The organism is Hyalangium ruber, assembly GCF_034259325.1.
GTDB classification, from domain to species: domain Bacteria; phylum Myxococcota; class Myxococcia; order Myxococcales; family Myxococcaceae; genus Hyalangium_A; species Hyalangium_A rubrum.
Window position 1 is genome coordinate 73,288 of sequence record NZ_JAXIVS010000015.1, and the last position, 23,853, is coordinate 97,140.

The window sequence follows — 23,853 nt, forward strand, 5'->3', positions numbered from 1 at the left end:
TGTGAGACATTGAAGGTGTGGGTATGACGAGCCCCAAGCCGTCTACCCTCCGGTCAGCCTCCCGCACCGGCGCGCTGGCGCGTTTGAGTCCCCGCGCGGCTCGTGAGACAGAACCAGGAGTCCCCCTCTCTGCTTGGATCGCGTGTCTCCCGCCGCTCTGCGTCGCCACTTCCTGCGCCACCTCACGGCGCTCGCCACCACCGTTCCGCTGCTGCGTCCGGGCAGCTCGCTGCCGGGCGCCTCGGCCCCGCTGCAGGGCGCGCCGCTTCCCCGTGAAACGCCGACTCCGGCGGCCCCCGCCTCCGCCGTGCGCCTGTCGCTGAAGGCCTCGGTGACCGAGGGCATGTTCGCCGAGGTGTTCACCGCCTGTGCGGGCGCCACGGTACTCACCGCGTGGGCCATCGCGCTCCAGCTCGGGCCGTTCCTGGTGGGGGTGATGACGGCGCTGCCCTTCTTCGCCCAGTTCGTGCAGTTCCCCGCGGCGTGGCTCACCTCCACCTTCGGCCACCGGCGCGTGGCGCTCACCGCCGTGGGCCTGTCCCGCATGGTGATGCTGCCGCTGTGTCTGGTGCCCTGGCTGCCGCTCACGCTCGCGGGGCAGCAGCGCCTGCTGGTGGGCATCGCCGCCGCCTCCGCCGTGCTGGGAGTGGTGGGCAACAACGCCTGGGTGGCGTGGATGGGCGAGCTCGTGCCGCGCTCCCTGCGGGGGCGCTTCTTCGGTCGGCGCACCGCGCTCTGCACCCTCGCCGGCACGCTGGCCTCGCTGGTCGCCGGAGTGCTCCTGGACCACTCGCGCCAGGGCAGCACCGGCGTGGGGGTGGCGCTGCCGCTGCTCGCCGGACTCTCGTGTGTCGTGGGGCTCTTCACCACGTGGCTGATGGCGAGGCAGCACGATCCGGCGCCCGGCAGCTCCGTGATCCAGCTGGACTTCCAGGCCGCCACGGTGCCCCTGAGAGACACGCGGGCGCGCAAGGTGCTGCTGTACCAGGTGGCGTGGAACGCGGCGGTGGGCTTCTCCGCGCCCTACTACACGCTGCACATGATCCAGAACCTGGGGATGACGTTCGTCCTCCTGGCGCTGTACGCCGCGTCCGTGGCGGCCATGCGCATGCTGACGGCGCCCCTCTGGGGGCGGCTCATCGATCGGGTGGGCGCGCAGCCGGTGGTGCTGGCCTGCTCCCTGGGCATCTCGTTCATCCCCCTGCTCTGGCTGCTGCCCACCGCCGGCACGCTGTGGCCCCTGGCGTTCGACGTGGTGATGGCGGGCGCGCTCTGGAGCGGCCACGGCCTGGCGGTGTTCGCGCTGCCGCTGTCGGTGGCGCCTCGCAAGGGCCGGCCCTTCTACCTGGCCGCCTTCGCCACGGCGGGAGGCCTGTCCTACGCGGCCGCCTCCGCGCTGGGCGGTGCCCTGGCCAGCGCCATTCCGGCCCACTTCACCCTAGGCGCTCACGCCTGGGCGAACCTCCACGTCCTCTTCGTCATCTCCGCGGTGGCCCGCTTCGGCGCGGCCTTCCTGGCCACGCGCATCATCGAGCCGGACAGCCGCCCCATCCGCTCGCTGGGCGCGCTGCTCGAGGCGGTGTGGGCCCGCCTGCGTCCCGCCTCACGGGCTCAGAGCTGGTAGTCGCTCACCACGCGCGAGACGCGATCGGACAGTGACTGCAGCGAGCCCACCGAGTTGCTGGTGGCGGTGATGCGCTGCAGGGTGTCCTCCATCAGCGAGTTCAGCTCGACCACGGCGGAGAAGATCTGCTCAACGCCGGCGGTCTGCTGGTTGACCGTCTGGGCGATCTGCCGGACGGAGGAGGAGCTGTCTCGGACGATGGAGGACAGGGCCCGGAGGTTGTCGCCGGACTGGCGGACCTGGGAGAGCCCCGCCTCCATGCGATGGGCGCCCTCCTCGGTGATGCGCACGGTGGTGGCGATGGCGTTGCTGACATCGGTCAGCAGCTCGCGCACCTGGGAGGTGGCGCGGATGGACTTGTCGGCCAGGGCGCGGATCTCCCGGGCCACCACGCCAAAGCCCTTGCCGTGCTCGCCACTGCGCACCGCCTCGATGGCGGCGTTGAGCGCCAGCATGTGGGACTGATCGGCCAGATCCTTCACCGTCTGGGTAATGCCGCCGATCTGCCGGGTGTGCTCGCCCAGGGCGTTGATCTGCGTCTCGATCTCCTTGACCTGATTGCGCAGCTCCACCAGGCCATTGATGGACTCGGTGATGGCGGCCTCGCCGGTGCGCCCCAGCTCGTCGGCGCGCGCGGCCACCTTGAGCACGGTCTCGGCCGACTCGGAGGCGGCCAGGGACGTCTGGTGGAGCTCCTGGGCCGTGGCCTGGGTCTCCTGCAGGGCGCTGGCGTAGCGGGTCGCCATCTGGTTCTGGTCCAGGGCGGACTGGTTGAGCACGCGCACCGAGCGAGCCATCAGCTCCGAGGAAGTCTGTAGCTGCATCAGCACGGCCTTGAGCCGGCCCACCATGGAGGCGAAGGCCTGGGACAGCTCGCCCACCTCGTCCCGGGAGTCCACCTCGATGGTCTCGCGCAGGTCTCCCTGGGCGATGCGCCGCGCCGCGGCCGTGAGCCGCAGCAGGGGGGCGACGATGCGGCGGCTGAGGAGGAAGCCCCCGAGGCTGAAGGCCGCCAGGGCGGCGGCGAGCACGAGGCTGAAGCGCACGATGAGGACCTGGATGCGCGCCCGAGCGGCGGAGCGATTGAAGCCCACGTGGATATGGCCCAGCGTGCCCTGGCGCACCGGCGCTCGCATGTCGAGGATCTCATCCCCCTTGTGCTGATGGGTGTGGGACTCCTGGTTCCTCAGCAGCTCGCGGTGCTTCTCGCGGACCGTGTCCCGGAGCACTCCGGAGGCGGCGATCAGCTCGCCGTCGGGATTGGTCACCGCGATGTAGGCCACGCGAGGCCTGGAGGCGATCTCGTCGATGGCGGTCTGCACCGCCGCGACCTGGTGGGCGGCGATCAGCTCCGTCAACGAGGAAGCCAGCGTGGCGGGCAGCTCCGCGCCCAGCTCCCGCCCCTGCTCCGCGAAGGCGGACTCCACGCGGGGAAGGAAGTAGCCAAAGGCCAGGAGCCCGGTGAGGACCGCCACACTGAGCGGCCCCAGGCTGAGCTTCATGGACAGGGACAATCGCATCGAGGAGAGCGCTCGAGAGGAGGAGAAAGGGCGATTGTGGAGGGTGAGCAGAAGACAATGCAATCACTCCACCCGTCTGGGAGCAGGCTGGAGACGTGTCACGTCCTGCTCGCACGCGTGCCCTGCCACGGTGGCCCTCACCGAGGAGAAATTCCCTCCCCACCGAGGCGGGCCACCGCCTCCCAGGCCTCCAGCCTCCGGTCCAGGGCGGTGAGCGCCCAGAGATCGGCTGGGTTGTCGGGCGCCACCGCCTCGAGGGCACGCCGCAGCGGCTCGCGCGCCTGTGTCACCCCCCACTCCGAGAGCACGCGCAGGGCCATCAAGGAGGAGCGCTGCTCGAGCAGCCCGAGCAGCACGGCCACCACCCGCTCGCTGCGCTCGTCGGAGATGCGCTGGACCGCCTCGTGGCGCTCCTCGGGGGTGGAGTCCGGGGAGGACAGCGTCCCCGAGAGGGCGAGGAAGCGCTCCGCGTCCAGCAGCTCTCGGGGGCCGGCCTTCGCCCAGTGCTCCAGGGTGACGCTGGTCGCGCCAAGCGAGACGCACTCCCGCTCGACGCCGTCGCCGCCGAACAGGCCGAGGATGCGCTCCTGGCTCGGGGTGCCTCCCTCCAGCAGGCCCCGGGCGCGCGTGGCCAGCTCGGGCGAGTCCCCCAGCAGGTGGACGCGCACCACGGAGATCTCCGCCTCGGGGCACTGTGCCACCGGGACACGGGGCCACTTCAGGAAGAGCTCCGCGAGCCCGCGCTCGTGAACGTACCAGCGATACTCCAGCCAGACGGCGCTGGGACGCTCGGAGAAGCGGGGATCTTCGGGCTCGTGGAGACGCGGCGCGCCATGCGCCACCCCGGCGAAGCAGCGGTCCACGAGGGCCTGAGCGTCCTTGAGTCGCATGGCAACCATTGGCTTATCCGGCCGGGCCCTGTAGAAGATGCGCCCGAACCCTCCCTCCTGGGTTACCTCATGTCCGAAACCGCAACGCCTGCCGCTGCCAAGCCGGAAGTCGATTTCCAACCCTACATCTCCGCGGACCGAAGCGATGTCGCCGAGTTCACCCCCAAGGCCATCATCATCGGGGTGATCTTCGGCATCATCTTCGGGGCGGCGACCGTGTACCTGGCCCTGAAGGCGGGCCTGACGGTGTCGGCCTCCATCCCCATCGCGGTGCTCGCCATCTCGCTGCTGAAGAAGCTGGGTGGCTCGACGATCCTCGAGAACAACGTCGTGCAGACGATCGGCTCGGCGGGTGAGTCCATCGCCGCGGGCGTGGTGTTCACCCTGCCCGGCTTCCTCTTCCTGAGCGCCGAGAGCAAGGGCTCGGACTTCTTCGACTACTGGACCATCTTCACCCTGGCGCTGCTGGGCGGCGTGCTGGGCACGCTGATGATGGTGCCGCTGCGGCGCTCGCTCATCGTCAAGGAGCACGCCAACCTGCCCTACCCCGAGGGCACGGCGTGCGCCTCGGTGCTCATCGCCGGCGAGAAGGGCGGCAACCTGGCGAAGATCGCCTTCCAGGGCGTGGGCTTCGCGTTCGCCTACGCGGTGCTGCAGAAGATCGTCAAGCTGATCGCCGAGACGCCGGCGCTGGTGTCGGCGCAGACGAACAAGTACTTCCCCTCCGCCACGCTCAACGGGGAGATCACCCCCGAGTACCTGGGCGTGGGCTACATCATCGGCCCGCGCATCGCCGGCGTGCTGGTGGCCGGTGGCGTGCTGGCGTGGCTGGGGCTGATTCCCCTGCTGGCCTCGCTGGTGCCGCCGGACGTGGTGGCCGAGCAGCTGGTGAAGCTGGGCTACCTCACCAACGTGGCCACCGCGGGCGGCCCTGGCGGTTGGGATCCGGTGACGCACTCGTTCGGCAACACGGCCACCGCCATCTACCGGGCCTACGTGCGGCAGATCGGCGCGGGCGCGGTGGCGGCCGGCGGCTTCATCACCCTGCTCAAGACGCTGCCCACCATCATCTCGGCCTTCAAGGAGAGCCTGGCCTCGTTCCGTCAGGGCGCCACGGGCGGCACCATCCGGCGCACCGAGCGGGACCTGCCCATCACCGTGGTGCTCTTCGGCAGCATCGGCCTGATCGTGGTGATGGCGGTGCTGCCCTTCCTGCCCGGCAGCGTGTTCGGGCGCCTGCTGCTCGGCGTGCTCATCGTGGTGTTCGGCTTCTTCTTCGTCACGGTGGCCAGCCGCATCGTGGGCATCATCGGCTCCTCGTCCAACCCCATCTCGGGCATGACGATCGCCACGCTGATGGCCACCTGCCTCATCTTCATCGGCATCGGCTGGACGGGCGACGTCTACCAGCCCATGGCGCTGTGCGTGGGCGGCATGGTGTGCATCGCGGCGGCCAACGCGGGCGCCACCTCGCAGGACTTGAAGACGGGCTACCTGGTGGGCGCCACGCCCCGGGCGCAGCAGATCGGCCTGATGATCGGCGCGGTGGCGGCGGCGGTGGTGATCGGCCTGACGATGAAGGTGCTGGACACGCCGACCGAGGCGATGCGCGCCCAGGGCATCGAGCACATGATCGGCACGGAGAAGTTCCCCGCGCCGCAGGGCACGCTGATGGCCACGCTCATCAAGGGCCTGCTCTCGTTCAACCTGGACTGGCAGTTCGTGCTGGTGGGCGTCTTCCTGGCCATCACCATGGAGCTGTGCGGCGTGAAGTCGCTGTCCTTCGCGGTGGGCGCGTACCTGCCGCTGTCCACCACGGCGCCCATCTTCGTGGGCGGCGCGATCAAGGGCATCGCGGACTTCGTGGCCCACCGCAAGGGCGAGAAGGTCGAGGAGTCCGAGCTGGGGCCCGGCAACCTGTTCGCCACGGGCCTGGTGGCCGGCGGTGCGCTGGCGGGCGTGCTGGTGGCCATCCTCTCGGTGAACGAGGGGGTCAGCAAGTCCATCGAGGGCCTCTCGGTGGAGAAGGCGTTGGAGCACTCCATCGGCGCGGGGGGCTACCAGCTGCTGGGCGTGATCCTCTTCGCGGTGATGGGCTTCGTGCTCTACCGCATCTCGCGCCGGCCCTCGGCGTAGTCCGCTGAGTTGCATGAGCCCCGCGAGGATTCCACCTCGCGGGGACTTCGAGCACCGGAGGTGGCGCATGGATGAGGCACCGCACCTCCAGCCCATGGGCGACTCGGCCTTCATGGTGCGCTTCGGGGAGAGCATCTCCCCGGAGATCCATGCGCGAGTCGCCGGGGCGCTGCGTACACTGGACTCGGCGCGTGAGCCCTGGGTGGTGGACCTCGTCCCCGGCTACGCGAGCCTGATGGTCCTCTATGACGCGCTGAGGGCCTCGCCCGAGGAAGTGCGTCGGTGGCTGGAAGAGACGCTCCCGCGTGCCTGGCCCGAGCCCCCGAGTCGCCGCGCCATCGAGGTGCCCGTCTGGTACCACCCCGCCGTGGGCCCCGATCTCGAGCCCCTGGCGCGTGAAAAAGAGCTCACGGTGGAGGAGCTGGTCACCCTCCACACCGCGCCCGAGTACCTCGTTTATATGTTGGGCTTCCGGCCGGGCTTTCCGTTCCTCGGAGGGCTCGACCCTCGGCTGTTCTCGGCCCGGCTGCCCTCCCCACGCGTCGCGGTGCCCGCGGGCTCGGTGGGCATCGGCGGACAGCAGACGGGCATCTACCCCGTGAGGAGCCCGGGAGGCTGGAGGCTCATCGGCAGGACGCCCCTGCGGCTCTTCTCGCCCGAGGCGGACCCGCCTTTCGCCGTGGGCCTGGGCGACCGGCTGCGCTTCGTCCCCATCTCCGAGGAGCGCTATCGCGCGCTCGGCGGGGAGGTGCCGGCATGAGCCTCCGCGTTCGCAAGCCGGGGATGCTCACCACGATCCAGGACCTGGGTCGCCCGGGCTTTGGACGGTGGGGCGTCTCGCCGTGTGGCGCGATGGATCCGCTGGCGCTCTCGCTCGCCAATCTCCTCGTGGGCAACGCCCCGGGCGCTCCGGCGCTCGAGGTGACCGCGCTGGGCCCGGAATTGGTGTTCGAGGAAGAGGCGACGTTCGCCATCGCCGGGGCGGACCTCGGCGCCACGCTGGACGGAGCCGGCCTCGCCCCAGGCCTGGCGCATCGGGCACACGTGGGGCAGACGCTCCGGTTTGGAACCCGGGTGTGGGGTGCCCGGGCCTACGTCGCCGTGGCTGGAGGTGGGCTGGGCCAAAGCGCACGCTCCTTCCTGGGCAGCACCGCGACGGACATGGAAGCAGGCCTCGGCGGGCTGAGCGGCCGCCCGCTGCGCGCGGGGGATGCGCTGCGGCTCAAGCCGCAACCTCCCTTTCAGGCGCGGGCGGTACGGGGCGCCCGGGAGCATGGGTACCCGCAGCCCTGGGAAGAGGTGCGCTTCATCCCCGAGGCCAGCCCGCGCATCTCCTCGGAGGCTCAGGAGCGCTTCGTCTCGACGCGCTTTCGCGTCTCCTCCCGGTCGAACCGCGTGGGCTACCGGCTGGAGGGGCCCGCGCTGCCGGTGGTGCCCTCGGCGCTTCAGCTCTCGGAGCCGGTGGCGCCGGGCACAATCCAACTCCCTCCAGACGGTCAGCCCATCGTGCTGATGGCGGATCGACAGACCACGGGCGGCTACCCGCGCCTGGGGCAGGTCATCCGCGCCGATGTGCCCAAGCTCGCCCAGCGCTGGCTGGGAGACACGCTGTCCTTCCGTGCCGTCACACTGGATGAAGCGCGGCAGTCCTTGCGCGAGCTGCAGGCCTGGCTCGAAGGAGCGGTCCCATGATCTTCGCCTGGTACCTGGAAGCGGACTCGAAGCAGCGCCGAGCGCTCTGGGCGGGCTCCCTGGGGTGGATGCTCGACAGCATGGACACCATGCTGTACGCGCTCGTCCTCACGCACCTGATGCGGGACTTCGCGATGACGGAGCGCGAGGCAGGGCTGCTCGGCTCGCTCACGCTGCTGTCGTCCGCCGTGGGAGGCGCGCTCTTTGGTGTCCTCGCCGATCGCCTGGGGCGGAAGTGGGCGCATCGCGGCAAGGCGCTGGGGCTGATGCAGAGCAGCTGGGCAGTGGGCTACGCGATCGCGGCGGTGGTGACGGCGCTGGTGCTACCTCGGTTCGGGTGGCGGGCCGTGTTCTTCGTGGGAATCCTTCCGGCGCTGCTCACGCTCTGGATCCGCAAGGAGGTCCCCGAGTCCCAGCAGTGGAAGGATCTCCACGAGCGCCCACGGACCGAGGGAGTGCCCCACGTCGGCATGGGCGAGGTGCTCCGGAACCCGGTGGTGCTGCGCAGGATGGGAATCGCCGCCACCGTGAACGCGGCGACGATGTTCGCCTGGTGGGGGCTCTTCACGTGGATCCCCCGGTTCCTGGGCGTTCCCATCGAGCAGGGAGGCGCCGGCCTGGACATCGTGAAGAGCACCACCTGGATCGTCTTGATGCAGGTGGGGATGTGGGTCGGCTACGTGAGCTTCGGCTTCATCAGCGACCGGTTCCGTCCGAAGCCCACGTACATCACCTATCTGTTGGTGGCGGCGGGGCTGGTGCTCATCTACTCGCGCGTGCGCGACTCGACGGTGCTCCTGTTCCTGGGGCCCCTGGTCGCCTTCTTCGGCACGGGGTACTTCACGGGCTTCGGGGTGATGACGGCCGAGATGTTCCCCACGCGGATCCGCGCCACGGCCCAGGGGTTCACCTACAACGTGGGGCGCGCCCTGAGCGCGGTGGCGCCCTTCGCGGTGGGCTCGCTGGCGGTGACCCATGGCCTGCGAGTGGCGTTCCTCCTGGTCTCCGGGGCCTTTTTGGTGGCGGGCGTGCTCGCGTTCCTGTTGCCGGTCCAGGGACGGGGTGAACTGGAGGGAGCGGTCGCACGCAAGGAGGCCTTGAACACATGGGAACAGGGCAACTGACGACGCGGTGTCTCCTCAACATCGATCTGGGAGAGCTACCCGACGAAGACGAGCAACTCTACGCGCTCGCCCACGTGGCCAACATCGCGTGTGGCGGGCACGCGGGTGACGAGCGCTCCATTCGCGAGGCGCTGGAGCGGTGCGTGCGCCATGGCACCCAGGCGGGGGCGCATCCTTCTTACGAGGATCGCGAGGGCTTCGGGCGCCGGGCCCTGGAGGTGACGCCAGAGGTGCTGCGCGCCCAGGTCGCCGCCCAGTGCGCACGGCTCGCCGCGCAGGCCTCGGCCGTGGGGGTGCCGGTGCAGTTCTCCAAACCGCACGGCGCGCTCTACCACGCGGCGAACCGCGATCCTGCGCTAGCCCGAGCGGTGGTCACCGCAACAAAAGAGGTGCTCGGCCCGCGCGTCACCGTCATCGGTCCAGGCGCCGGAGCCCTGCGCGAGGCGGCCCTGGCGGAGGGGCTCTCCTACGCACGGGAGGGCTTCGCCGATCGCGCCACCCTGCCAGACGGAACGCTCGTGCCCCGAGGACAGCCGGGCGCCGTCATCACCGATCCCACTGTGGCGCGGGAGAACGCCCGCCGACTGTCTCAGAGCGGAACCGTGGACACGCTGTGCGTCCACGGCGACACCCAGGGCGCGGTGGGGATAGCGCGAGAGGTCCGCGCGGTCCTCGACGCGAGCTGAGTCCCCCTCAGTGCCCCGTCACTTACGACAGACAGGGGTGTACCGGCAGGCGACGACACTCGGCTGTTCGACGGGGTAACCCGCCTGGATGGACCACGCCAGCCGTACGAACTGGGCGTGAGACCAGGTGAGCGGAGTGGCCGAGAAGGTGCCCTCCCCTGTCGAGAAGCCAGGCTGTCCAGACGGAGGCCGCCCATCCCAGACCTGCTCGGGCAACATGTACCCCTCGTTGCCCGAACGCGCCATCGCGGCCAGGTACCCTTCCGCCGGCTGGCCCACCGTAAGCGCATACTCCCCGCGCTCCCCGGCGAAGATCGGCCAGGCCCGCCCGAACGTCCTCGCCGTGTTCGGCTCGCTGATCACCCACTGGCTGCCGTCGGCCATCTCCCCGTAGCCATCGAGGTTGTACCGGCGCCAGAAGGGGCCATTCGGGGTGTCGGCCTTGAGCTGGGCGTCGACGACCTCCAGGGACCGCGCGATCATCGCATCGCCCGCGGGCTTCACTCCCAGCCGCACGAGCTCAAGGAAGCTCGGGTCCACCACCTGACGCTGATCGATGGCGGACGGGCCTCCGTCGCCCAGGGAGTAGGTAGTCCCCGCGTTGGGATTCCCATCCTTCGTCAGGCGCAGGTAGTACGGGTGCGAGGCCAGCGGACCATTGCTCGTGACCGTCCACGCCTCCACCTGCGCCTGCCAGGTGTCCGCGATCTTCTCGTAGCGCTCCGCGTTGGCGGTGTCTCCGTTGCGCCGGGCGATATCCGCGGCACAGATGAGCCCGGCGATCTCGGCGGCCAATGTCCCGGGCGAGTAGCCGCCCTGGTTCTCCCAGCGCTCCTGGGGCGTGGAGGGCCCCTGGGTGATGAGGAACTCGGCCGCCTTCTGGATGTGGCCCGTGTACGTCGCCTGCTCGAAGCGGCCGAGCTGCCACGCCAGGACGATGGGAAGCGCCACCTCATCGAGCTGCAAGCTGGTCCAATGCGGAGTGCCATCCACCCGGGCGTTCTGCGGGAACGAGCCGTCCGGCTTCTGCTGTACCTGGAAGAGGTGATCCAGCGAGCGCTCCGCCCCAGCCCGGTCCCCGGCGGCCAGGAGCCCCGTGGCGATCTGGTAGAGGTCACGCGACCACACGAGGTGGTAGGGACCGGAAGGGTTCTCCAGCTCCCCGGTGCCCCACACCCACGGCATGCTCGGAGAGGCGATGAAGGCACCTCGGTGGATCTTGTCCTCCGAGGCGGCCAGCACCATCAGCGAGACGTCGTAGGTCTCTCGCCACGGCGCGGCGCTCGCCGGCGCCGGGGACAGCGAGTCCAGCCAGGCATGCCAGCCCTCGGCATAGCGCTGTGCCACCTGCTCGAAGCCGAGCTGCAGGGAGTTCCGAGCCGCCTCCCGGGCCTCGCGGGGCACGGCGCCGAAGCCCAGGGCCAGCGTCACCTGCTGTCGCGAGTCGAGGCCGTTCACCCGCAGCCGCGCCATCTGCACCACGTTGCCGTTGGCCGCCGAGCGGTAGCCCCAGTCCATCCCGTGGTCTCCCCGCAGGTCGCTCCACCCATCGCTCGAGCCCAGGTAGCCGCTGGAGGTCTTGTCGAAGGAGGGCTGCGCGAGCACGACGCTGGCGGCCGTGCCATCCCACGCCAGCAGCGCCTCGTCCTCGCTGGAGGCCGAGTCATTCATCCCATCGTTGGCCAGGGACGGGTCGTACAGCACATAGAGCGAGTACGGCTCCCCCGAGAGCGACTCGAAGCGGACGTCGATGAGGAGCGTGTTCCGCTCGGGGTCCGTCACATAGGTCTTGGTGAGGCGGTACTTGCCGGAGCGGGCGGTGTTCACCTGGCGGTAGGTGAGGCTGCGCGCGTCGGCCAGCTCGACGCGGTGTTCGGTCGCGTCGAGCTCCGACTCGGTGAACGTCCGACCGTCGGAGACGATGAAGCTCAGCTCCCGCACACTCGGAGAGTCCAGGCTGGGGTAGTAGACCTCCGTCAGCTCCCCACCGGCGAGCGTGTACCAGACGCGGCTGGTCTCACTCCGGGCGGTGCCGAAGCCGTCCTTGTTCGCCGGCGTCCAGACCGCGGGGGCACCGGGCTTGCCAGGAGCGTTCGCGCCCAGGCAGCCCGAGAGCACCAGGAGCGTGGCCAGGGCCACCACCTGCCTGTGGGTTCCGAAGTTCGAGAAGGACATGCGCGCCACCGCCTCCCGTGAGTCGAGGTGCGGCAAGGGAGGCCACCTGCGACCGGGACGGCAAGCTGCACTCCAGGGCCTCGCCGGGTGGCGGACAGCTCGTACTTCCAGACATTTCCGCCCCGCGAACAGGAGCCGTCGTATCTCCACCGGTGCGCCTCGACATGGGTGCTAAAAGCCGCTCCATATGCCATCAGCCTCTCCGCCTCCCGCGGCCACCACCTTCGACTCCCTGGGCCTGAAGGCGCCTCTCATCGAGGCGCTCACCGCGCTCGGCTACGAGGAGCCCACCCCCATTCAGCGCGCGGCCCTCCCGCCGCTCCTCGACGGCAAGGATCTGCTGGGCATCGCCGCTACCGGCACCGGGAAGACGGCCGCCTTCGCCCTGCCCCTGCTGCAGCGAATCACTCCGGGTGCGTGCGGCCCGTTCTGCACCTCCGCGCTCGTGCTCGTGCCCACCCGCGAGCTGGCCATGCAGGTGGCCGAGGCCGTCCACAAGTATGGGCAGGGACTCGGAGTGCGCGTGCTCCCCCTCTATGGAGGCCAGCCCATCGGCCAGCAGCTTCGGGTGCTCAAGCGGGGCGTGGACGTGGTCATCGCCACCCCGGGCCGCGCACTGGACCACCTGCGCCGCGAGTCGCTGAAGCTCGACGCCGTGCGGACCGTGGTGCTCGACGAGGCCGACGAGATGCTCGACATGGGCTTCGCCGAGGACCTGGAGGCCATCCTCGAGGCCACGCCCCCGGAGCGGCAGACGGCGCTCTTCTCGGCCACCCTGCCCCCCCGCATCGTCAGCATCGCCGAGCGGCACCTGAACGCGCCGGTGCGCGTGCGCATCGCCCCGGAGAAGCTCAAGGCAGGCACCGGCCCCCGGGTGCGGCAGACGGCCTATGTCGTCCCGCGCGGCTTCAAGGACGCCACGCTCGGCCGGGTGCTGGACCTGGAGGCGCCCACCGCCGCCATCATCTTCTGCCGCACCCGCACGGAGGTGGACACGCTGACCATGTCCCTCAACAGCCACGGCTGGCGGGCCCAGGCGCTCCACGGCGGCATGACGCAGGATCAGCGGGACCGGGTCCTCAAGCAGTTCAAGGCCCACTCGGTGGAGCTGCTCGTGGCCACGGACGTGGCCGCTCGCGGGCTCGACATCGACAAGCTCTCCCACGTGGTGAACTACGACGTGCCCAATGCCCCCGAGGCGTACGTCCACCGCATCGGCCGCACGGGCCGCGCGGGCCGCGAAGGCGTGGCCATCACCCTGGCCGAGCCTCGCGAGACCCGGTTGCTGCGCAACATCGAGCGGCTCACCGGCCAGAAGATCGAAATGGCCTCGGTGCCCACGGTGGCGGACCTGCGCGCCAAGCGCATGGAGCTGACGCGCGCCTCGCTGCGAGAGGTGCTGGTGGCGGGCGAGCTCGACACCTTCCGCGGCGTGGTGGAGAGCCTGGCCAGCGAGTTCGATCCGATGTCGGTCGCCGCCGCCGCGGTGAAGCTGCTCCACGACACCCAGGAGGATGGCGCCGGAGCCGAGGAGGAGGCGGAGATCCCCCCCGTCAACCTGGCCCCGGAGAAGCGCCCCCGCCCCGGCCCCGACGCGCGAGGTCCAAGGCAGGGGCCCTCCCGGCCGGAGCGTGGCGCCAAGCGCCGTGCGCCCGAACCGGATGGCGACATCACCCGGATCTACATCGGCGCCGGCCGCAACGTGGGCATGCGCCCGGCGGACCTGGTGGGCGCCATCGCCGGAGAGGCGGGCGTCGAGTCCTCCCGCATCGGAGCGATCCAGATCACCGACGCGTACTCCCTGGTCGAGGTGCCCGATTCTCTCGCCGATCAGATCGTCTCCGCCCTCCGCCAGGCCACCCTGCGGGGGCGCAAGGTGCCCGTGCGTCGGGACCGGAGCTGAGGACGAAGCCTGTCCTTCCAGGCACTTGGCGAGTGGCGAGCCCCGACGCAGCGCGGATGTGGGCCCGCTGCTCACGAGGTAGGAAACTTCCAACGGAATTCTCGGAGAATGAGGGTATCGCTGTCCCTGCACCCCATTTGAAATCCGCCGAGGATTCCCATGTCCGGCCTGAACGTCACCCGCCCCCAGTCGACTCCGCGTACCACGACTCCGCAGACTCCCGCGCAGGAGCCGGCGAGCCGCGTCACCACCTCGGGCAGCACCACGGCCACGAGCGCCAACCGCAGCGTCGGTTATGACTCGGGCTCGGCGTTCGAGGCGAGCACCTCGGGCACGCTGCCCGGCGGCGTGCAGGGCGAGGCGCACGTCAACGGCCCGAGCCTGAAGGTGGACGGCAACGCCAACGCCAGCGTGGGCGTGGGCGGCATCGACGTGAACGTGTCGGTGGACGTGAGCGCCACGGCGGTGGAGGCGGGCGCCAGCGCCACCAAGACGTTCCAGGTGGAGGTGGGCGGCGAGAAGATCGACATCACCGTGGACCTGAGCGCCGAGGGCGTGGTGGGTGCCGACGGCAAGCTGAACCTGGACATCCACATCGGCACCGACGGCAACGTGTCGATCAAGGCGGGCGCCGAGGGCTTCGCGGGCGCGCGCGGCGCGCTGACGGGCGGAATCACGGTGTCGCACGAGGGCCGAGAGATCGCCTCGGGCAGCGTGGAGCTGAGCGCGACGGCGGGCGTGAGTGGCGATGCGCACGCCAACATCGAGCTGAAGGATGGCGGGCTGACGTTCGACGTGGGCGCGGAGGCAGCGGCGGGCGCGGGCTTCGGCGTGGACGTGAGCGGCAACATCAACGGCGGCAACACGGTGAAGTTCCTGGGCGAGGTGCTGGGCGGCCTGGCCGAGGAGGGCGTGGAGTGGGCCGGGGACAAGCTCGAGGACGTGGGCGACTGGGCCGGCGACCGGTTCGAGGACGTGAAGGACTTCATCGACGACCTCATCCCGGACATCGACCTGACGCCCTGGAATTGATTCGACTCGAAGGTTGGTAGCATCCTCCCGGCATGGCGACCGCGCGCAGTGCCAAAGAGGGCATGAAGCTGATGACGATGGGGCTGCTGAAGGAAGCAGCCCGAGAGTTCGACGGAGCGTTGGCGAAGGATCCGCAAGACGCGACGGCCCTGCTGGGGCTGGCGCGACTGCACCTGGCGCAGCACCGTCCGAACGAGGCCCGGCCCCTGTTGGAGCGACTGCTGGCGCTCCACCCACAGAACCCGGAGGCGCGAGGCTTCCTGGCGCGGCTGAAGGCGGAGGGCGAGAAGGACGAAGGCGCGCTGAACGAGCTGCGTGCCCTGGCGAAGGCGCCCAAGGCGGGCTTCACCGAGTTCTACAACCTGGGCCACGCGCTGCTGTGCCTCCCTGGAAAGGAGGCGGAGGCGGCGCAGGCCTTCGTGCAGGCGCTGAAGGTGGAGCCGAAGAACCCGCACGCGACGACGTACCTGGGCGTGGCGGTGTGGCGCCAGGGGCAGTTGCCACAGGCGCTCAAGTGCTTCAAGTACGCCTCGACGCTGGCGACGCGCGAGTCGCTGCCCTTGCAGCTGGCCGCCAAGGTGCTGGTGCAGCAGGGAGAGATCGGCAAGGCGCAGCTGGCGTTGCAGAAGGCGCTCCAGCGCGCGCCGCGGAAGGCGGAGCTGCACGAGGAGTTCATCAAGCTCAGCATCTTCTCCAACAACCCGAAGGCGGCGCTGCAGTCAGCGCTCGAGCTGCGGCAGCTGGATCCGAAGAACCCCAACGGGCCCTATCTGCAGGGCTTGGTGATGCTGACGAGCGGCAAGGTGGAGGACGCGCGGCGGCTCTTCCGCGAGGCGCTGGTGCTGGCACCGGACTCGTGGGAGGCGCGGCTGGGGCTGGCCCGAGCGCTGCAGTTGGGCGCGGATACGGACGTGGCGCAGGCGCGCAAGCTGCTGGAGGAGGCAGTGGCACGAGCACCGACCGAGCCAGGCCCGGTGAACGAGCTGGCGGTTCACTACCTGGAGAAGCCGGAGACGGCGGCCAAGGCGAAGGAGCTGCTGGGGAAGGTGCTGGAGACGCACCCGGACGAGCCGGGAGCGAACCTGAACATGGCACTGGCGCTGGCGAAGACGGACAAGGCAGCGGCGGCCCAGCACGCGCGCAAGGCGCAGAAGAGCACCGATCCCAGCGTGCGCGAGCAGGCGGAGCGGTTGCTGAAGCAGGTGGCCTGAGTTCCCTCCCCTCGCCTACGGAGCCGGCTTGAAGCGAACATCCACCCAGTAGTTGGCGTCCTTGAAGGACGTGGCTGGGAAGCCTCCGCCGGTGCCATAGAAGTAGACGCCGTTACCGCCCACGCTGGCACTGCTGGGAGCCGTCAGGTTGCCACTGACGATGGAGCCAGCGAAGCCCGAGACATCACGGGGATACTGTCCGTTGGACGAGTAGTAGGACACCACATAGGTGGTCCCTGCGGAGATGGAGACAGGAGAAGGAAGCCTGGCCTCCTGCCAACCCGGAATGCGTCCATCGTTCACGGAGACCTGAGCCAGGAGAGCGCCAGAGTTCGTCCAGAGCCGAGCGACGTAGCCCTGGGAGTTGGCGGCACCGCGGTAGAACCGGAGCGCCTCGATGGTACCGGCGACGTTGCTGCGGAACCTGACGCCGAGCTCGACAGCCCGGGTATCCGCCTGCACAGCGGTGCCGGGAACACGATCTCCGAAGAGGGTCTGGCTCCAGGGCAGAATGAGGGTGCTCACCACGGGGCGATGGTCGGACTGAGACGTGGCGCCGACGACGCTGGACGAGACAGGCGAGGTCCAAGCGGTCCCAAGCATCACATAGTCGATGCGCTTGGTCGGGAAGCTGGCGGAGTGGGTATAGCCGCTGCCGGATCCCCCACGAGTCCAGGCATCGGAGAACATCTGCAGCAAGCTGGAGATCCCGGCCTCCGAGGGGCTGGCATTGAGGTCCCCCGCGAAGAGAGCCCAGGGCTTGCCGGCCATGGCGGCCTTGACGTCCTCGGCCTGATTGAGCCGCTCGGCGGAGCCGGTGGTGCCGAAGTGGCTAATCCCCACGGGGATGACGTGCTGCGAGTCCAGTTCCACTTCAACCAGAGCGAGAGCACGCTGCTCAGCGGCGGAGCGAAGCGGAATGCGCTGAGCGGAGCGAATGGGATAGCGGGACAGGAGCGCGAGCCCATACTGGCCCGAGTCATAGCTGAGCAGCGAGGGCACGAACGCGTGGTACATGCCGGTGAGTTGCCCGAGCCGCGCGGCCTGATCCACCTTGCCCGAGCGGTTGGTGAGCACATCAACTTCCTGAAGCGCGACGAGATCAGGCCCCTGGCCGTTGATGACGTTCGCGATGCTCTCGAGGCTGCTCAGCTCGGCATGCTTGATGTTGTAGGTCATCAGCCGCAGCCCCCCACCCGGAGTGAGCGCCTGGGCTTGTTCAGCCAGAGCAGCGGACTCGGTGTCGGACTCAGGCGGTGCGCAGCGAACGAGCGCGACGACGAAGGCCAGGGCAAGGAAGCAGGAAATGCGGTGGCGCATGGCGAGGCTCCATCAAGGTTGCCTGCCAGCGATCTACACGACTCGGAGAGTGGAATTTGCCCCAAAAGGTGAAGGCCCTGGAGTCACCGGCACATCTCCGGAAACTCAAGTGACCTGCATGCGTTACCGGGGCAGCTACATGCGGCTCCGGTCATCTTCCTCACCGGCGTAGACACACCCGCTGGTGCAAGTCTCCCTCACCACCACCCGGCACAATTCGGCGAGGTTTGGCTTGAGTCGTTGCCAGATCCAGCGCGACAGATTCTCGCTGGTGGGGTTCTCCAGTCCCGGAACCTCGTTCAGGAAGTGGTGATCGAGGATCTCATATAGGGGCTGAAAAGCCGCCTTGAGGTCCGCGAAGTCTCGGATCCAACCAGCCTTCGGGTCGACTTCTCCTCTGATGTGAATCTCGACCGTGAAGGAGTGCCCGTGCAGCCGCCGGCACTTATGGCCCTCTGGTGTGAACGGGAGGCGATGGGCTGCCTCGAAGGTGAATGTCTTGAAGATCTCCATCCGCCACCCTAGGGAATACCAACGAATTTGTGGGTCTGCAGCCCTAGGCGCCAGCGGGGGTTCTCAAGGCAGAACCGCACGCAGGCCTGGGTGTTTTGTTCCCGGTCCGCCCCATCGAGCGGCTGCAGGAAGTAGTGGGTGAACGAGAGGGACTCGAAGCTCTCCGGAGCCATCCCCTCCTGCGGGTAGACCAGTTTGAGCTCATTGCCTTCTTGGAGCACGAGCCGGCTGTTCGCCTTGGGGCTGACGCAGATCCAATCGACCCCAGGAGGCGGCACTAGGGTCCCATTGGTCTCGATCGCCACCTCGAAGGAAGAACGGTGGAGCGCATCCACCAAGGCCGCATCGAGTTGGAGGAGCGGTTCGCCCCCGGTGCAAACCACGAGCTTCCGTGCATCCCCCCCCTTCCAGGTTGCCTCCGCCGCTGAGGCCAACTCCCAGGCGTCGCGGAACTTGCCCCCTCCAGGGCCGTCCGTGCCCATGAAGTTGGTATCGCACCACCTTGAGCACCCGCCCGGGCCATGCTGGCGGTCCACCTCTCGACCGCTCCAGAGGTTGCAGCCGGAAAACCGCAGGAAGACGGCAGCCCGGCCCGCTTGCGCACCTTCTCCCTGGAGGGTGTAAAAGAGTTCCTTGACCGCGTAGCCCATCCCACTACCCCACTAAGTACCGCGCTGTATCCTGCACGCCCGCTTCGCGGAAGCCCTTTAACCGCAGCTGGCAGGGGGCACAACTGCCACACGCATCGAGGAAGGGCAACGGAGCATAACGACTCAAGGTGAGCCCGTAATCCACCCTAAGTGCGTTCCCACGGAGGATGATCTGCGCCGTGGTGAAGGCGATGAACGGGGTGTAGATCTGAAGCCGCTGGCGCCCTCGCCCCCATCTGGGCTGCCAGAGGGGAGTCCAGGTATCCTGAGTGGTCTAGTACGTTGACACCGAAGATAGCGCCGAGTTCCCGAACATCCGGAGATCGATCTGGGCGATCTCATCGCGCGCAAGCCTACGAACTGCGGCCACAGCAGTTTCCACCCCCCCGGATAACCTACGGGTCTACAGTTTCCCACCCGCGATTTAGAAAAATGCACCGGACCGCTTGCGCGGCCTCACGACATATCGTCGTGTCCGGAGCAAACGCCCCCTGCCTGCATCCACCCTACCTTGCAGGTAGCGCCTTGTTGGTGTACTCAGGGGCAGGACGACTAGCGGCCGCCAGTGGTGCATAGCGGGAGATACTGAAGTTCCGACATGTCGGTGGTTGCGGATCTCTTGCCCGAGCGCCGAAATTGCACGATCCTTGGTGGCCCGAGCCGCTGCAGTTTCCGGCCGAGAGCTACACCTGGAAACTGTAGGGACATCGTGTCGTCGCACATCCACATCATCGCGAGTTGCACGGACCGAAAGCGCCGGGGCAAGGCTGTGCCTCTTCGGCTCGGGGACATCCCGAAGGGCTCGCGCCGCCTTGAGTCGTGGTGGACTGCACTCAGCAGTGATCCCAGCCCCAAGCTCACTGCGACCGACCTATACGTCGGTGACCTTTGGTCCGTAACGTGCGATCTGCCACTGGTCGCGCAGCATGCATGGCAGGTAGCCTACCTCTGGGTAGCCTCTGCCGGTTACGGCCTTGTTCCCGCTGACGCAGTGCTTGTCCCCTACTCCGCGACGTTCAGGCGCGGAGTAGCCGACTCCGTGCATGTGGGAGCTGCGGCCGAAGCAGCGGGCGCGCTCCAGAGCTGGTGGGAGGGGCTTGCTAAGCATCCGGGCCCCGTAGCCGGGGCTCCGCGGCGGATCATGCACCTGGCGGAACGCTCGCCGCGTAGCACGATCCTCGTCGTTGCGTCCCCCATGTACCTGACCGCGATGGCCAACGACTTGGTGGAGACACGAGCGGCACTCTCGTCTCCGGACCGCCTCGTCATCGTATCGAGCGGATTGACACCGGATGCTGCAATCCTTGAGGAGAATCTCGTCCAGTCCGTCGCGGAACTTCAGCATCTCGTAGCGGGCGGGCGCACCTCTCTCCACGCGCGCGTAGCGCGGAAGCTTCTGGAGGCACTGCCTCCTGAGCACTTGAACGCTCCCACTGCTCAAGCGATGTGCGCCGACTGGGTGCGCGCGTGCCCGAGCCTCAAGCAGTACGACCGCGAGAAGCAGCGCGACGTCCAAGTTCTTCAGTTCATTCGAAGCCGACTCACACAGGAGCCATCGCTCTCCCACAGCCGCTTGCTCCGGGAACTCCGCGCCTCTGGCCGCGCTTGTGAGCAGGGTCGTTTCCGCGAACTCTATCTTTCGGTGAAGCCCACATCATGACCTCCAACGCCCCTAGAGACCTGCGCAGGCGTGCACTTCGGCTGGTCCAAGACCGCAAACATCCGCTCTACCTGTTCGCGCTTAAACCTGATGAACTGTTCCAGATCGCGGACATCTCGAGAGTGTCCCGTGACGGTGGAGGCGATCTCATCGGCTACCAGCGTCCGGAGGTCCGGAAGCACGTCCAGAACATCGTCGACTATCTGAACAGCAACTCGGGGCAGGTGCTCTTCCCGAACACCCTCATTCTCGCCCTTTCTTCGGCAGTCAGATTCGTTCAAGTACGCGGGCCGAAAGTTGAGGGCGACGGCGTTGGTGAGGCCGGCACGCTCATTCTGCGCCTGCCGCGCTCCGGTGAGCGCAAGCCCGCCTGGATTGTGGACGGCCAGCAGCGTGCCCTAGCGATCTCTCGGGCGAGGAGGAGCGATCTTCCTATCCCGGTGAGCGCATTCATCGCGGATGACCTGGAAACGCAGCGCGAGCAGTTCCTTCGGGTCAACAGCTCCAAACCGCTCCCGCGCGGCCTCATTTCCGAACTTCTGCCCCAGGTCTCCACGGTTCTTCCGCCCAATCTGTCTGCCCGTCGTGCTCCGGCTGCATTGTGCGAGTCCCTGAACCGGGACCCGTCCTCGCCGTTCTATGGCCTGATCCGGCGCTCTTCAGCAGACCGGCGGCAGCGCAAGGGAACCGTGGTGTCGGACACAGCCCTCATTCAGGTCTTGCAGGAGAGCTTCAGCTCCCCGAATGGCTGCCTCTTTGCGTACCGCAATCTTGCGACAGGGGAGACGGACTTCGAGCGTATCCAGCGGCTCCTCCAGGTGTACTGGAGCGCAGTGAAGGACACGTTCCCGAACGCCTGGGGCCTGCCTCCGACTCAGAGCCGCCTTATGCACAGCGTCGGTCTCAAGGCCATGGCGCGGCTTATGGACCGCGTGATGAGCACTGCGGACGTTGATGACCGGTCCCTGCCGAACCGCGTCAGGAAGGAACTGGCCCCGCTGCGTACCAAGTGCAACTGGACCGCCGGGACCTGGGAGGAGCTCGGCGGACTGCGTTGGAATGAGCTTCAAAATGTCCCAAACCATGTCCGCATTCTGACGAACCACATTCAGCGACTTCACCTGAACGGTGCAGGAACGGGACGATGAGGTACTTCCTCCCCGACAGCCAGGATCTCGTCGACCCTAGCTTCGACTTTGACACCGAGCGCCGGTTGGCTACGCGCCAGCGGCAGCGAGACGACCTCTACGCGCACGAGGTCTTCACCGAGCGCGCCTACGACGGCATCCTGGTGTCCAAGGGCATCGTGGACGGCTTCGGTGCCACCACGAGCCGCTATACCCTCGCCCAGCGACAGCGCCTGCTGCGCACCGGGGCGCCGGACTTTTTCCGACTCTCGCGGGTGAAGTGGGGCGCCATCCCAATGATGGGGGACTGCGGCGCGTTCACCTACGTGAAGGAAGAGAAGCCACCGTACACCGTGGAAGATCTAGCCTCCTTCTACGTAGAGTGCGGCTTCGACTACGGTATCTCACTCGACCACGTCATCTTGGCCTACCAGCCCGAGTGGGACCAAACTGGTGCGTTGGCGGAGATGCAGGAGCGCCAAGAGCTCACGCTTTCGCTAGCCCAGAACTTCTTCGACCTTCATCAGCGCGACGCCCTCCCCTTCACCCCGCTCGGCGTGGCGCAGGGATGGAGCCCGCGCTCCTATGCGCGCTCGCTCAAGGAACTCCAGCGAATCGGCTACCGGTACGTGGCAGTAGGGGGCATGGTCCCGCTCAAGACGCACGAAATCCTGGCGACGCTTCGGGAAATGAACTGCGTGCGGCGCGACGACACGCGCCTGCACCTGCTCGGTATCAGCCGCATTGAGACCGTTCAGGACTTCGCCCGGCTCGGCGTGGCTAGCTTCGACAGCACCGCGCCGCTTCGGCAAGCATTTAAAGACGGCAAGGACAACTTCTACACTCTCCAGCGTACCTATACTGCAGTGCGAATTCCGCAGGTCGAGGGTAACCCGAAGCTTCAGAAACTCATCTCCTCAGGCAAGCTAAATCAGGAGCGGGCGCGGGAACTCGAAAAGGCCTGTCTGGAGGCCATGCGCCGCTTCGACGCGGGCGAGGTCAAGGTAGACCACGTCCTTGAGCGCCTCAGTCGCTATGAAGAGTTCTACGACGGGGAGGCCTCGCACCAGGACGCCTACCGGGAAGTCCTAGAAGTGCGCCCCTGGAAGCACTGCCCGTGCGACGTGTGCCGCACACTTGGCTACCACATCATTCTCTTTCGCGGGGCCGAGCGCAACCGGCGCCGCGGCTTCCACAACACCTGGGTGTTCTATCGCCGCCTGCAGCGCGAACTGGGGCTTGCTGCAGCCTGACTCCTCTCCACGCGAGGACCACAATGAACGAGACGCTACGCATCCCGGCCATCGAGGTGAAGCAGTCCGAGCGCCGCACGCTCTATACCTTCGCGGTGGACGGCAAGCTCGTGCACCGCTTCGCCACGATCTCCCGCATCCGCCGCTCCGAGGACGGGAATTTAAGTGGCTATCAGCGCCCCGAGGTGCTCTCGCACATCGAGGAGATCCGCAATTACGTAGAGAGCGAGTCGCCTATGGTGCCCAATGCCGTGGTCATCGCTTTCGACTCGCGGGTGCGCTTCGAACCTTTCGCCGGGCCCCAAAGCCCCTACTCTCGGATGGGCGAACTCGTCGTTCCCGTAGATGAGAGCCTGCCTGAGGAGCGGCGTCCGGGGTTCATCGTGGACGGGCAACAACGCTTGGCAGCCATCCGCGATGCGAACGTCGCGCAGTTCCCGGTGTGCGCCAGTGGTTTCATTACGGATGATGTGCGCGAGCAAACGGAGCAGTTCATCCTCGTAAACTCTACGAAGCCCCTTCCTAAAGGACTTATCTACGAGTTGCTTCCGAACACGGATGCGCAGCTACCCTCACTGCTGTCGCGGCGAAAGCTGCCCTCTCTGCTGCTCACGCGGCTCAATACCCGTGATTCATCACCATTGAAGGGGATGATCCAGACTGCCACAACGCCGGGCGGAATTATTAAGGACAACTCCATCCTGAAGATGCTGGAGAACTCCTTGAGCGACGGAGTGCTCTACAGGATGAACCAAGCGGGCGGGGACGAGTTGGAGGTCGAGCAGATACTCGGCGTCCTTTTCTCCTTCTGGTCCGCAGTAAGGGAGGTTTTCTCCAAAGAATGGGGCAAGAAACCCAAGGACTCACGCCTGCTGCACGGCGCGGGCGTGGTGAGTCTCGGATTCCTCATGGATGCCATCTCCGAGCGCTACCGCAACAAGGGATTGCCTACGAAGGACCAGTTCGCCAAGGACCTCTCTCCCCTTAAGGAACTCTGCCGCTGGTCCGACGGCTACTGGGACTTCGGTCAGAATCAACAGCGCAAGTGGGACGAGATTCAGAACACCAAGAAGGACATCGCCCTGCTATCCAATCACCTGGTCATTCAGTACAAAGCCCTAGTGTGGAACCGTGCCCCCACCGCTCGAGGGCGGCAACTAGAGCTGAGCCCGCAAGCATAAAACACTTCATCATTGTTACGAGGTGGCGGGCATACACGGAGCCCACTCTCATGAAGCCCCCCGCCACTCTCTTCCATCGCACATCACATTTCCAAGCGACACACGTCACTGCGGGTGGTAAGTCGACCGAAGTTGCGCAACCAGCGCGAGTGCAAC

General features: G+C 67.6%; 19 protein-coding genes and 1 pseudogene. 13 read left to right on the plus strand and 7 right to left on the minus strand.

Annotated elements, in window-relative coordinates:
• The first annotated feature begins 142 nt into the window (after positions 1 to 142).
• Complete coding sequence (locus SYV04_RS34325; RefSeq protein WP_321550436.1) at positions 143 to 1,624, plus strand: MFS transporter; 1,482 nt, start codon at positions 143 to 145, stop codon at positions 1,622 to 1,624.
• Here SYV04_RS34325 and SYV04_RS34330 read toward each other — a convergent pair.
• Both SYV04_RS34330 and SYV04_RS34335 read right to left on the minus strand, forming a co-directional pair.
• Entirely contained in the window at positions 1,612 to 3,144 is a 1,533-nt protein-coding gene (locus tag SYV04_RS34330; RefSeq protein ID WP_321550231.1) for a methyl-accepting chemotaxis protein, read from the minus strand. The genes SYV04_RS34325 and SYV04_RS34330 overlap by 13 nt on opposite strands.
• Before the next feature lie 137 nt (positions 3,145 to 3,281).
• Positions 3,282 to 4,034 carry a M1 aminopeptidase family protein gene (locus SYV04_RS34335; RefSeq protein ID WP_321550232.1) on the minus strand — a complete coding sequence of 251 codons (753 nt, stop codon included), beginning with the start codon at positions 4,032 to 4,034 and terminating at the stop codon, positions 3,282 to 3,284.
• A 69-nt stretch (positions 4,035 to 4,103) separates the two neighbouring features.
• Between SYV04_RS34335 and SYV04_RS34340 the strand changes: the two genes are divergently transcribed.
• The 5 genes from SYV04_RS34340 to SYV04_RS34360 all read left to right on the plus strand — a co-directional run bounded on the left by SYV04_RS34340 (position 4,104) and on the right by SYV04_RS34360 (position 9,672).
• Positions 4,104 to 6,170 carry an OPT family oligopeptide transporter gene (locus SYV04_RS34340; protein WP_321550233.1) on the plus strand — a complete coding sequence of 689 codons (2,067 nt, stop codon included), beginning with the start codon at positions 4,104 to 4,106 and terminating at the stop codon, positions 6,168 to 6,170.
• A gap of 67 nt (positions 6,171 to 6,237) precedes the next feature.
• Positions 6,238 to 6,930 (plus strand): 5-oxoprolinase subunit PxpB, encoded by a 693-nt coding sequence (pxpB, locus tag SYV04_RS34345; protein WP_321550234.1) that lies wholly within the window; start codon positions 6,238 to 6,240, stop codon positions 6,928 to 6,930.
• The gene (locus tag SYV04_RS34350) at positions 6,927 to 7,862 is read left to right on the plus strand and encodes a 5-oxoprolinase subunit C family protein (protein ID WP_321550235.1); all 936 of its coding nucleotides are present in this window, start codon (positions 6,927 to 6,929) and stop codon (positions 7,860 to 7,862) included. Before pxpB ends, SYV04_RS34350 begins: the two co-directional genes overlap by 4 nt.
• Positions 7,859 to 8,986, plus strand: a complete 1,128-nt coding sequence (locus SYV04_RS34355; RefSeq protein WP_321550236.1) for an MFS transporter — start codon at positions 7,859 to 7,861, stop codon at positions 8,984 to 8,986. Before SYV04_RS34350 ends, SYV04_RS34355 begins: the two co-directional genes overlap by 4 nt.
• Positions 8,968 to 9,672 carry a 5-oxoprolinase subunit PxpA gene (locus tag SYV04_RS34360; protein WP_321550237.1) on the plus strand — a complete coding sequence of 235 codons (705 nt, stop codon included), beginning with the start codon at positions 8,968 to 8,970 and terminating at the stop codon, positions 9,670 to 9,672. The genes SYV04_RS34355 and SYV04_RS34360 overlap by 19 nt, the downstream gene beginning before the upstream one ends.
• A gap of 18 nt (positions 9,673 to 9,690) precedes the next feature.
• Here the strand turns inward: SYV04_RS34360 and SYV04_RS34365 are convergent, their stop codons facing one another.
• Positions 9,691 to 11,847: a glycoside hydrolase family 15 protein gene (locus SYV04_RS34365; RefSeq protein ID WP_321550238.1), complete on the minus strand. Its 2,157-nt coding sequence runs from the start codon at positions 11,845 to 11,847 to the stop codon at positions 9,691 to 9,693.
• Between the two features lie 187 nt (positions 11,848 to 12,034).
• Here SYV04_RS34365 and SYV04_RS34370 point away from each other — a divergent pair, with 187 nt between their 5' ends.
• From SYV04_RS34370 to SYV04_RS34380, 3 genes are all read left to right on the plus strand, one after another.
• Positions 12,035 to 13,750 carry a DEAD/DEAH box helicase gene (locus tag SYV04_RS34370; RefSeq protein WP_321550239.1) on the plus strand — a complete coding sequence of 572 codons (1,716 nt, stop codon included), beginning with the start codon at positions 12,035 to 12,037 and terminating at the stop codon, positions 13,748 to 13,750.
• Between the two features lie 159 nt (positions 13,751 to 13,909).
• Positions 13,910 to 14,782, plus strand: coding sequence for a transporter (locus SYV04_RS34375; protein WP_321550240.1), 873 nt, complete (start codon positions 13,910 to 13,912; stop codon positions 14,780 to 14,782).
• Between the two features lie 62 nt (positions 14,783 to 14,844).
• Positions 14,845 to 15,993 carry a tetratricopeptide repeat protein gene (locus SYV04_RS34380; protein WP_321550241.1) on the plus strand — a complete coding sequence of 383 codons (1,149 nt, stop codon included), beginning with the start codon at positions 14,845 to 14,847 and terminating at the stop codon, positions 15,991 to 15,993.
• 15 nt (positions 15,994 to 16,008) lie between these two features.
• On the opposite strand, the gene SYV04_RS34385 is transcribed toward SYV04_RS34380, so the two are convergent.
• The 4 genes and pseudogenes from SYV04_RS34385 to SYV04_RS34400 all read right to left on the minus strand — a co-directional run.
• Entirely contained in the window at positions 16,009 to 17,313 is a 1,305-nt protein-coding gene (locus SYV04_RS34385; protein WP_321550242.1) for a DUF4082 domain-containing protein, read from the minus strand.
• Between the two features lie 135 nt (positions 17,314 to 17,448).
• Entirely contained in the window at positions 17,449 to 17,826 is a 378-nt protein-coding gene (queD, locus tag SYV04_RS34390; protein WP_321550243.1) for a 6-carboxytetrahydropterin synthase QueD, read from the minus strand.
• Positions 17,827 to 17,834: 8 nt separating this feature from the next.
• The gene (gene queE / locus SYV04_RS34395; RefSeq protein WP_321550244.1) at positions 17,835 to 18,476 is read right to left on the minus strand and encodes a 7-carboxy-7-deazaguanine synthase; all 642 of its coding nucleotides are present in this window, start codon (positions 18,474 to 18,476) and stop codon (positions 17,835 to 17,837) included.
• A 4-nt stretch (positions 18,477 to 18,480) separates the two neighbouring features.
• Positions 18,481 to 18,687: pseudogene (locus SYV04_RS34400) on the minus strand (7-cyano-7-deazaguanine synthase); the annotation flags it as partial.
• 498 nt (positions 18,688 to 19,185) lie between these two features.
• Here SYV04_RS34400 and SYV04_RS34405 point away from each other — a divergent pair.
• Genes SYV04_RS34405 through dbpB (SYV04_RS34420) form a run of 4 tightly spaced genes read left to right on the plus strand, consistent with a single transcriptional unit; the run spans position 19,186 to position 23,697 of the window.
• On the plus strand, positions 19,186 to 20,136 hold the full coding sequence (locus SYV04_RS34405; RefSeq protein WP_321550245.1) for a hypothetical protein: 951 nt from the start codon (positions 19,186 to 19,188) through the stop codon (positions 20,134 to 20,136).
• Positions 20,133 to 21,284: a DGQHR domain-containing protein DpdB gene (gene dbpB, locus SYV04_RS34410; RefSeq protein ID WP_321550246.1), complete on the plus strand. Its 1,152-nt coding sequence runs from the start codon at positions 20,133 to 20,135 to the stop codon at positions 21,282 to 21,284. The genes SYV04_RS34405 and dbpB (SYV04_RS34410) overlap by 4 nt, the downstream gene beginning before the upstream one ends.
• Positions 21,281 to 22,516: a tRNA-guanine transglycosylase DpdA gene (gene dpdA, locus SYV04_RS34415; RefSeq protein ID WP_321550247.1), complete on the plus strand. Its 1,236-nt coding sequence runs from the start codon at positions 21,281 to 21,283 to the stop codon at positions 22,514 to 22,516. The genes dbpB (SYV04_RS34410) and dpdA overlap by 4 nt, the downstream gene beginning before the upstream one ends.
• 23 nt (positions 22,517 to 22,539) lie before the next feature.
• A complete protein-coding gene (gene dbpB, locus SYV04_RS34420) occupies positions 22,540 to 23,697 on the plus strand; it encodes a DGQHR domain-containing protein DpdB (protein ID WP_321550248.1) in 1,158 nt (385 codons plus the stop codon).
• Positions 23,698 to 23,853: the final 156 nt, after the last annotated feature.

Bases quoted from the DNA above. Each gene is read 5' to 3' on its own strand.
- SYV04_RS34330 (WP_321550231.1), bottom strand. From the start codon at position 3,144: ATGCGATTGTCCCTGTCCATGAAGCTCAGCCTGGGGCCGCTCAGTGTG.
- SYV04_RS34335 (WP_321550232.1), bottom strand. From the start codon at position 4,034: ATGCGACTCAAGGACGCTCAGGCCCTCGTGGACCGCTGCTTCGCCGGG.
- SYV04_RS34340 (WP_321550233.1), top strand. From the start codon at position 4,104: ATGTCCGAAACCGCAACGCCTGCCGCTGCCAAGCCGGAAGTCGATTTC.
- pxpB (WP_321550234.1), top strand. From the start codon at position 6,238: ATGGATGAGGCACCGCACCTCCAGCCCATGGGCGACTCGGCCTTCATG.
- SYV04_RS34350 (WP_321550235.1), top strand. From the start codon at position 6,927: ATGAGCCTCCGCGTTCGCAAGCCGGGGATGCTCACCACGATCCAGGAC.
- SYV04_RS34355 (WP_321550236.1), top strand. From the start codon at position 7,859: ATGATCTTCGCCTGGTACCTGGAAGCGGACTCGAAGCAGCGCCGAGCG.
- SYV04_RS34360 (WP_321550237.1), top strand. From the start codon at position 8,968: ATGGGAACAGGGCAACTGACGACGCGGTGTCTCCTCAACATCGATCTG.
- SYV04_RS34365 (WP_321550238.1), bottom strand. From the start codon at position 11,847: ATGTCCTTCTCGAACTTCGGAACCCACAGGCAGGTGGTGGCCCTGGCC.
- SYV04_RS34370 (WP_321550239.1), top strand. From the start codon at position 12,035: ATGCCATCAGCCTCTCCGCCTCCCGCGGCCACCACCTTCGACTCCCTG.
- SYV04_RS34375 (WP_321550240.1), top strand. From the start codon at position 13,910: ATGTCCGGCCTGAACGTCACCCGCCCCCAGTCGACTCCGCGTACCACG.
- SYV04_RS34380 (WP_321550241.1), top strand. From the start codon at position 14,845: ATGAAGCTGATGACGATGGGGCTGCTGAAGGAAGCAGCCCGAGAGTTC.
- SYV04_RS34385 (WP_321550242.1), bottom strand. From the start codon at position 17,313: ATGCGCCACCGCATTTCCTGCTTCCTTGCCCTGGCCTTCGTCGTCGCG.
- queD (WP_321550243.1), bottom strand. From the start codon at position 17,826: ATGGAGATCTTCAAGACATTCACCTTCGAGGCAGCCCATCGCCTCCCG.
- queE (WP_321550244.1), bottom strand. From the start codon at position 18,476: ATGGGCTACGCGGTCAAGGAACTCTTTTACACCCTCCAGGGAGAAGGT.
- dbpB (WP_321550246.1), top strand. From the start codon at position 20,133: ATGACCTCCAACGCCCCTAGAGACCTGCGCAGGCGTGCACTTCGGCTG.
- dpdA (WP_321550247.1), top strand. From the start codon at position 21,281: ATGAGGTACTTCCTCCCCGACAGCCAGGATCTCGTCGACCCTAGCTTC.
- dbpB (WP_321550248.1), top strand. From the start codon at position 22,540: ATGAACGAGACGCTACGCATCCCGGCCATCGAGGTGAAGCAGTCCGAG.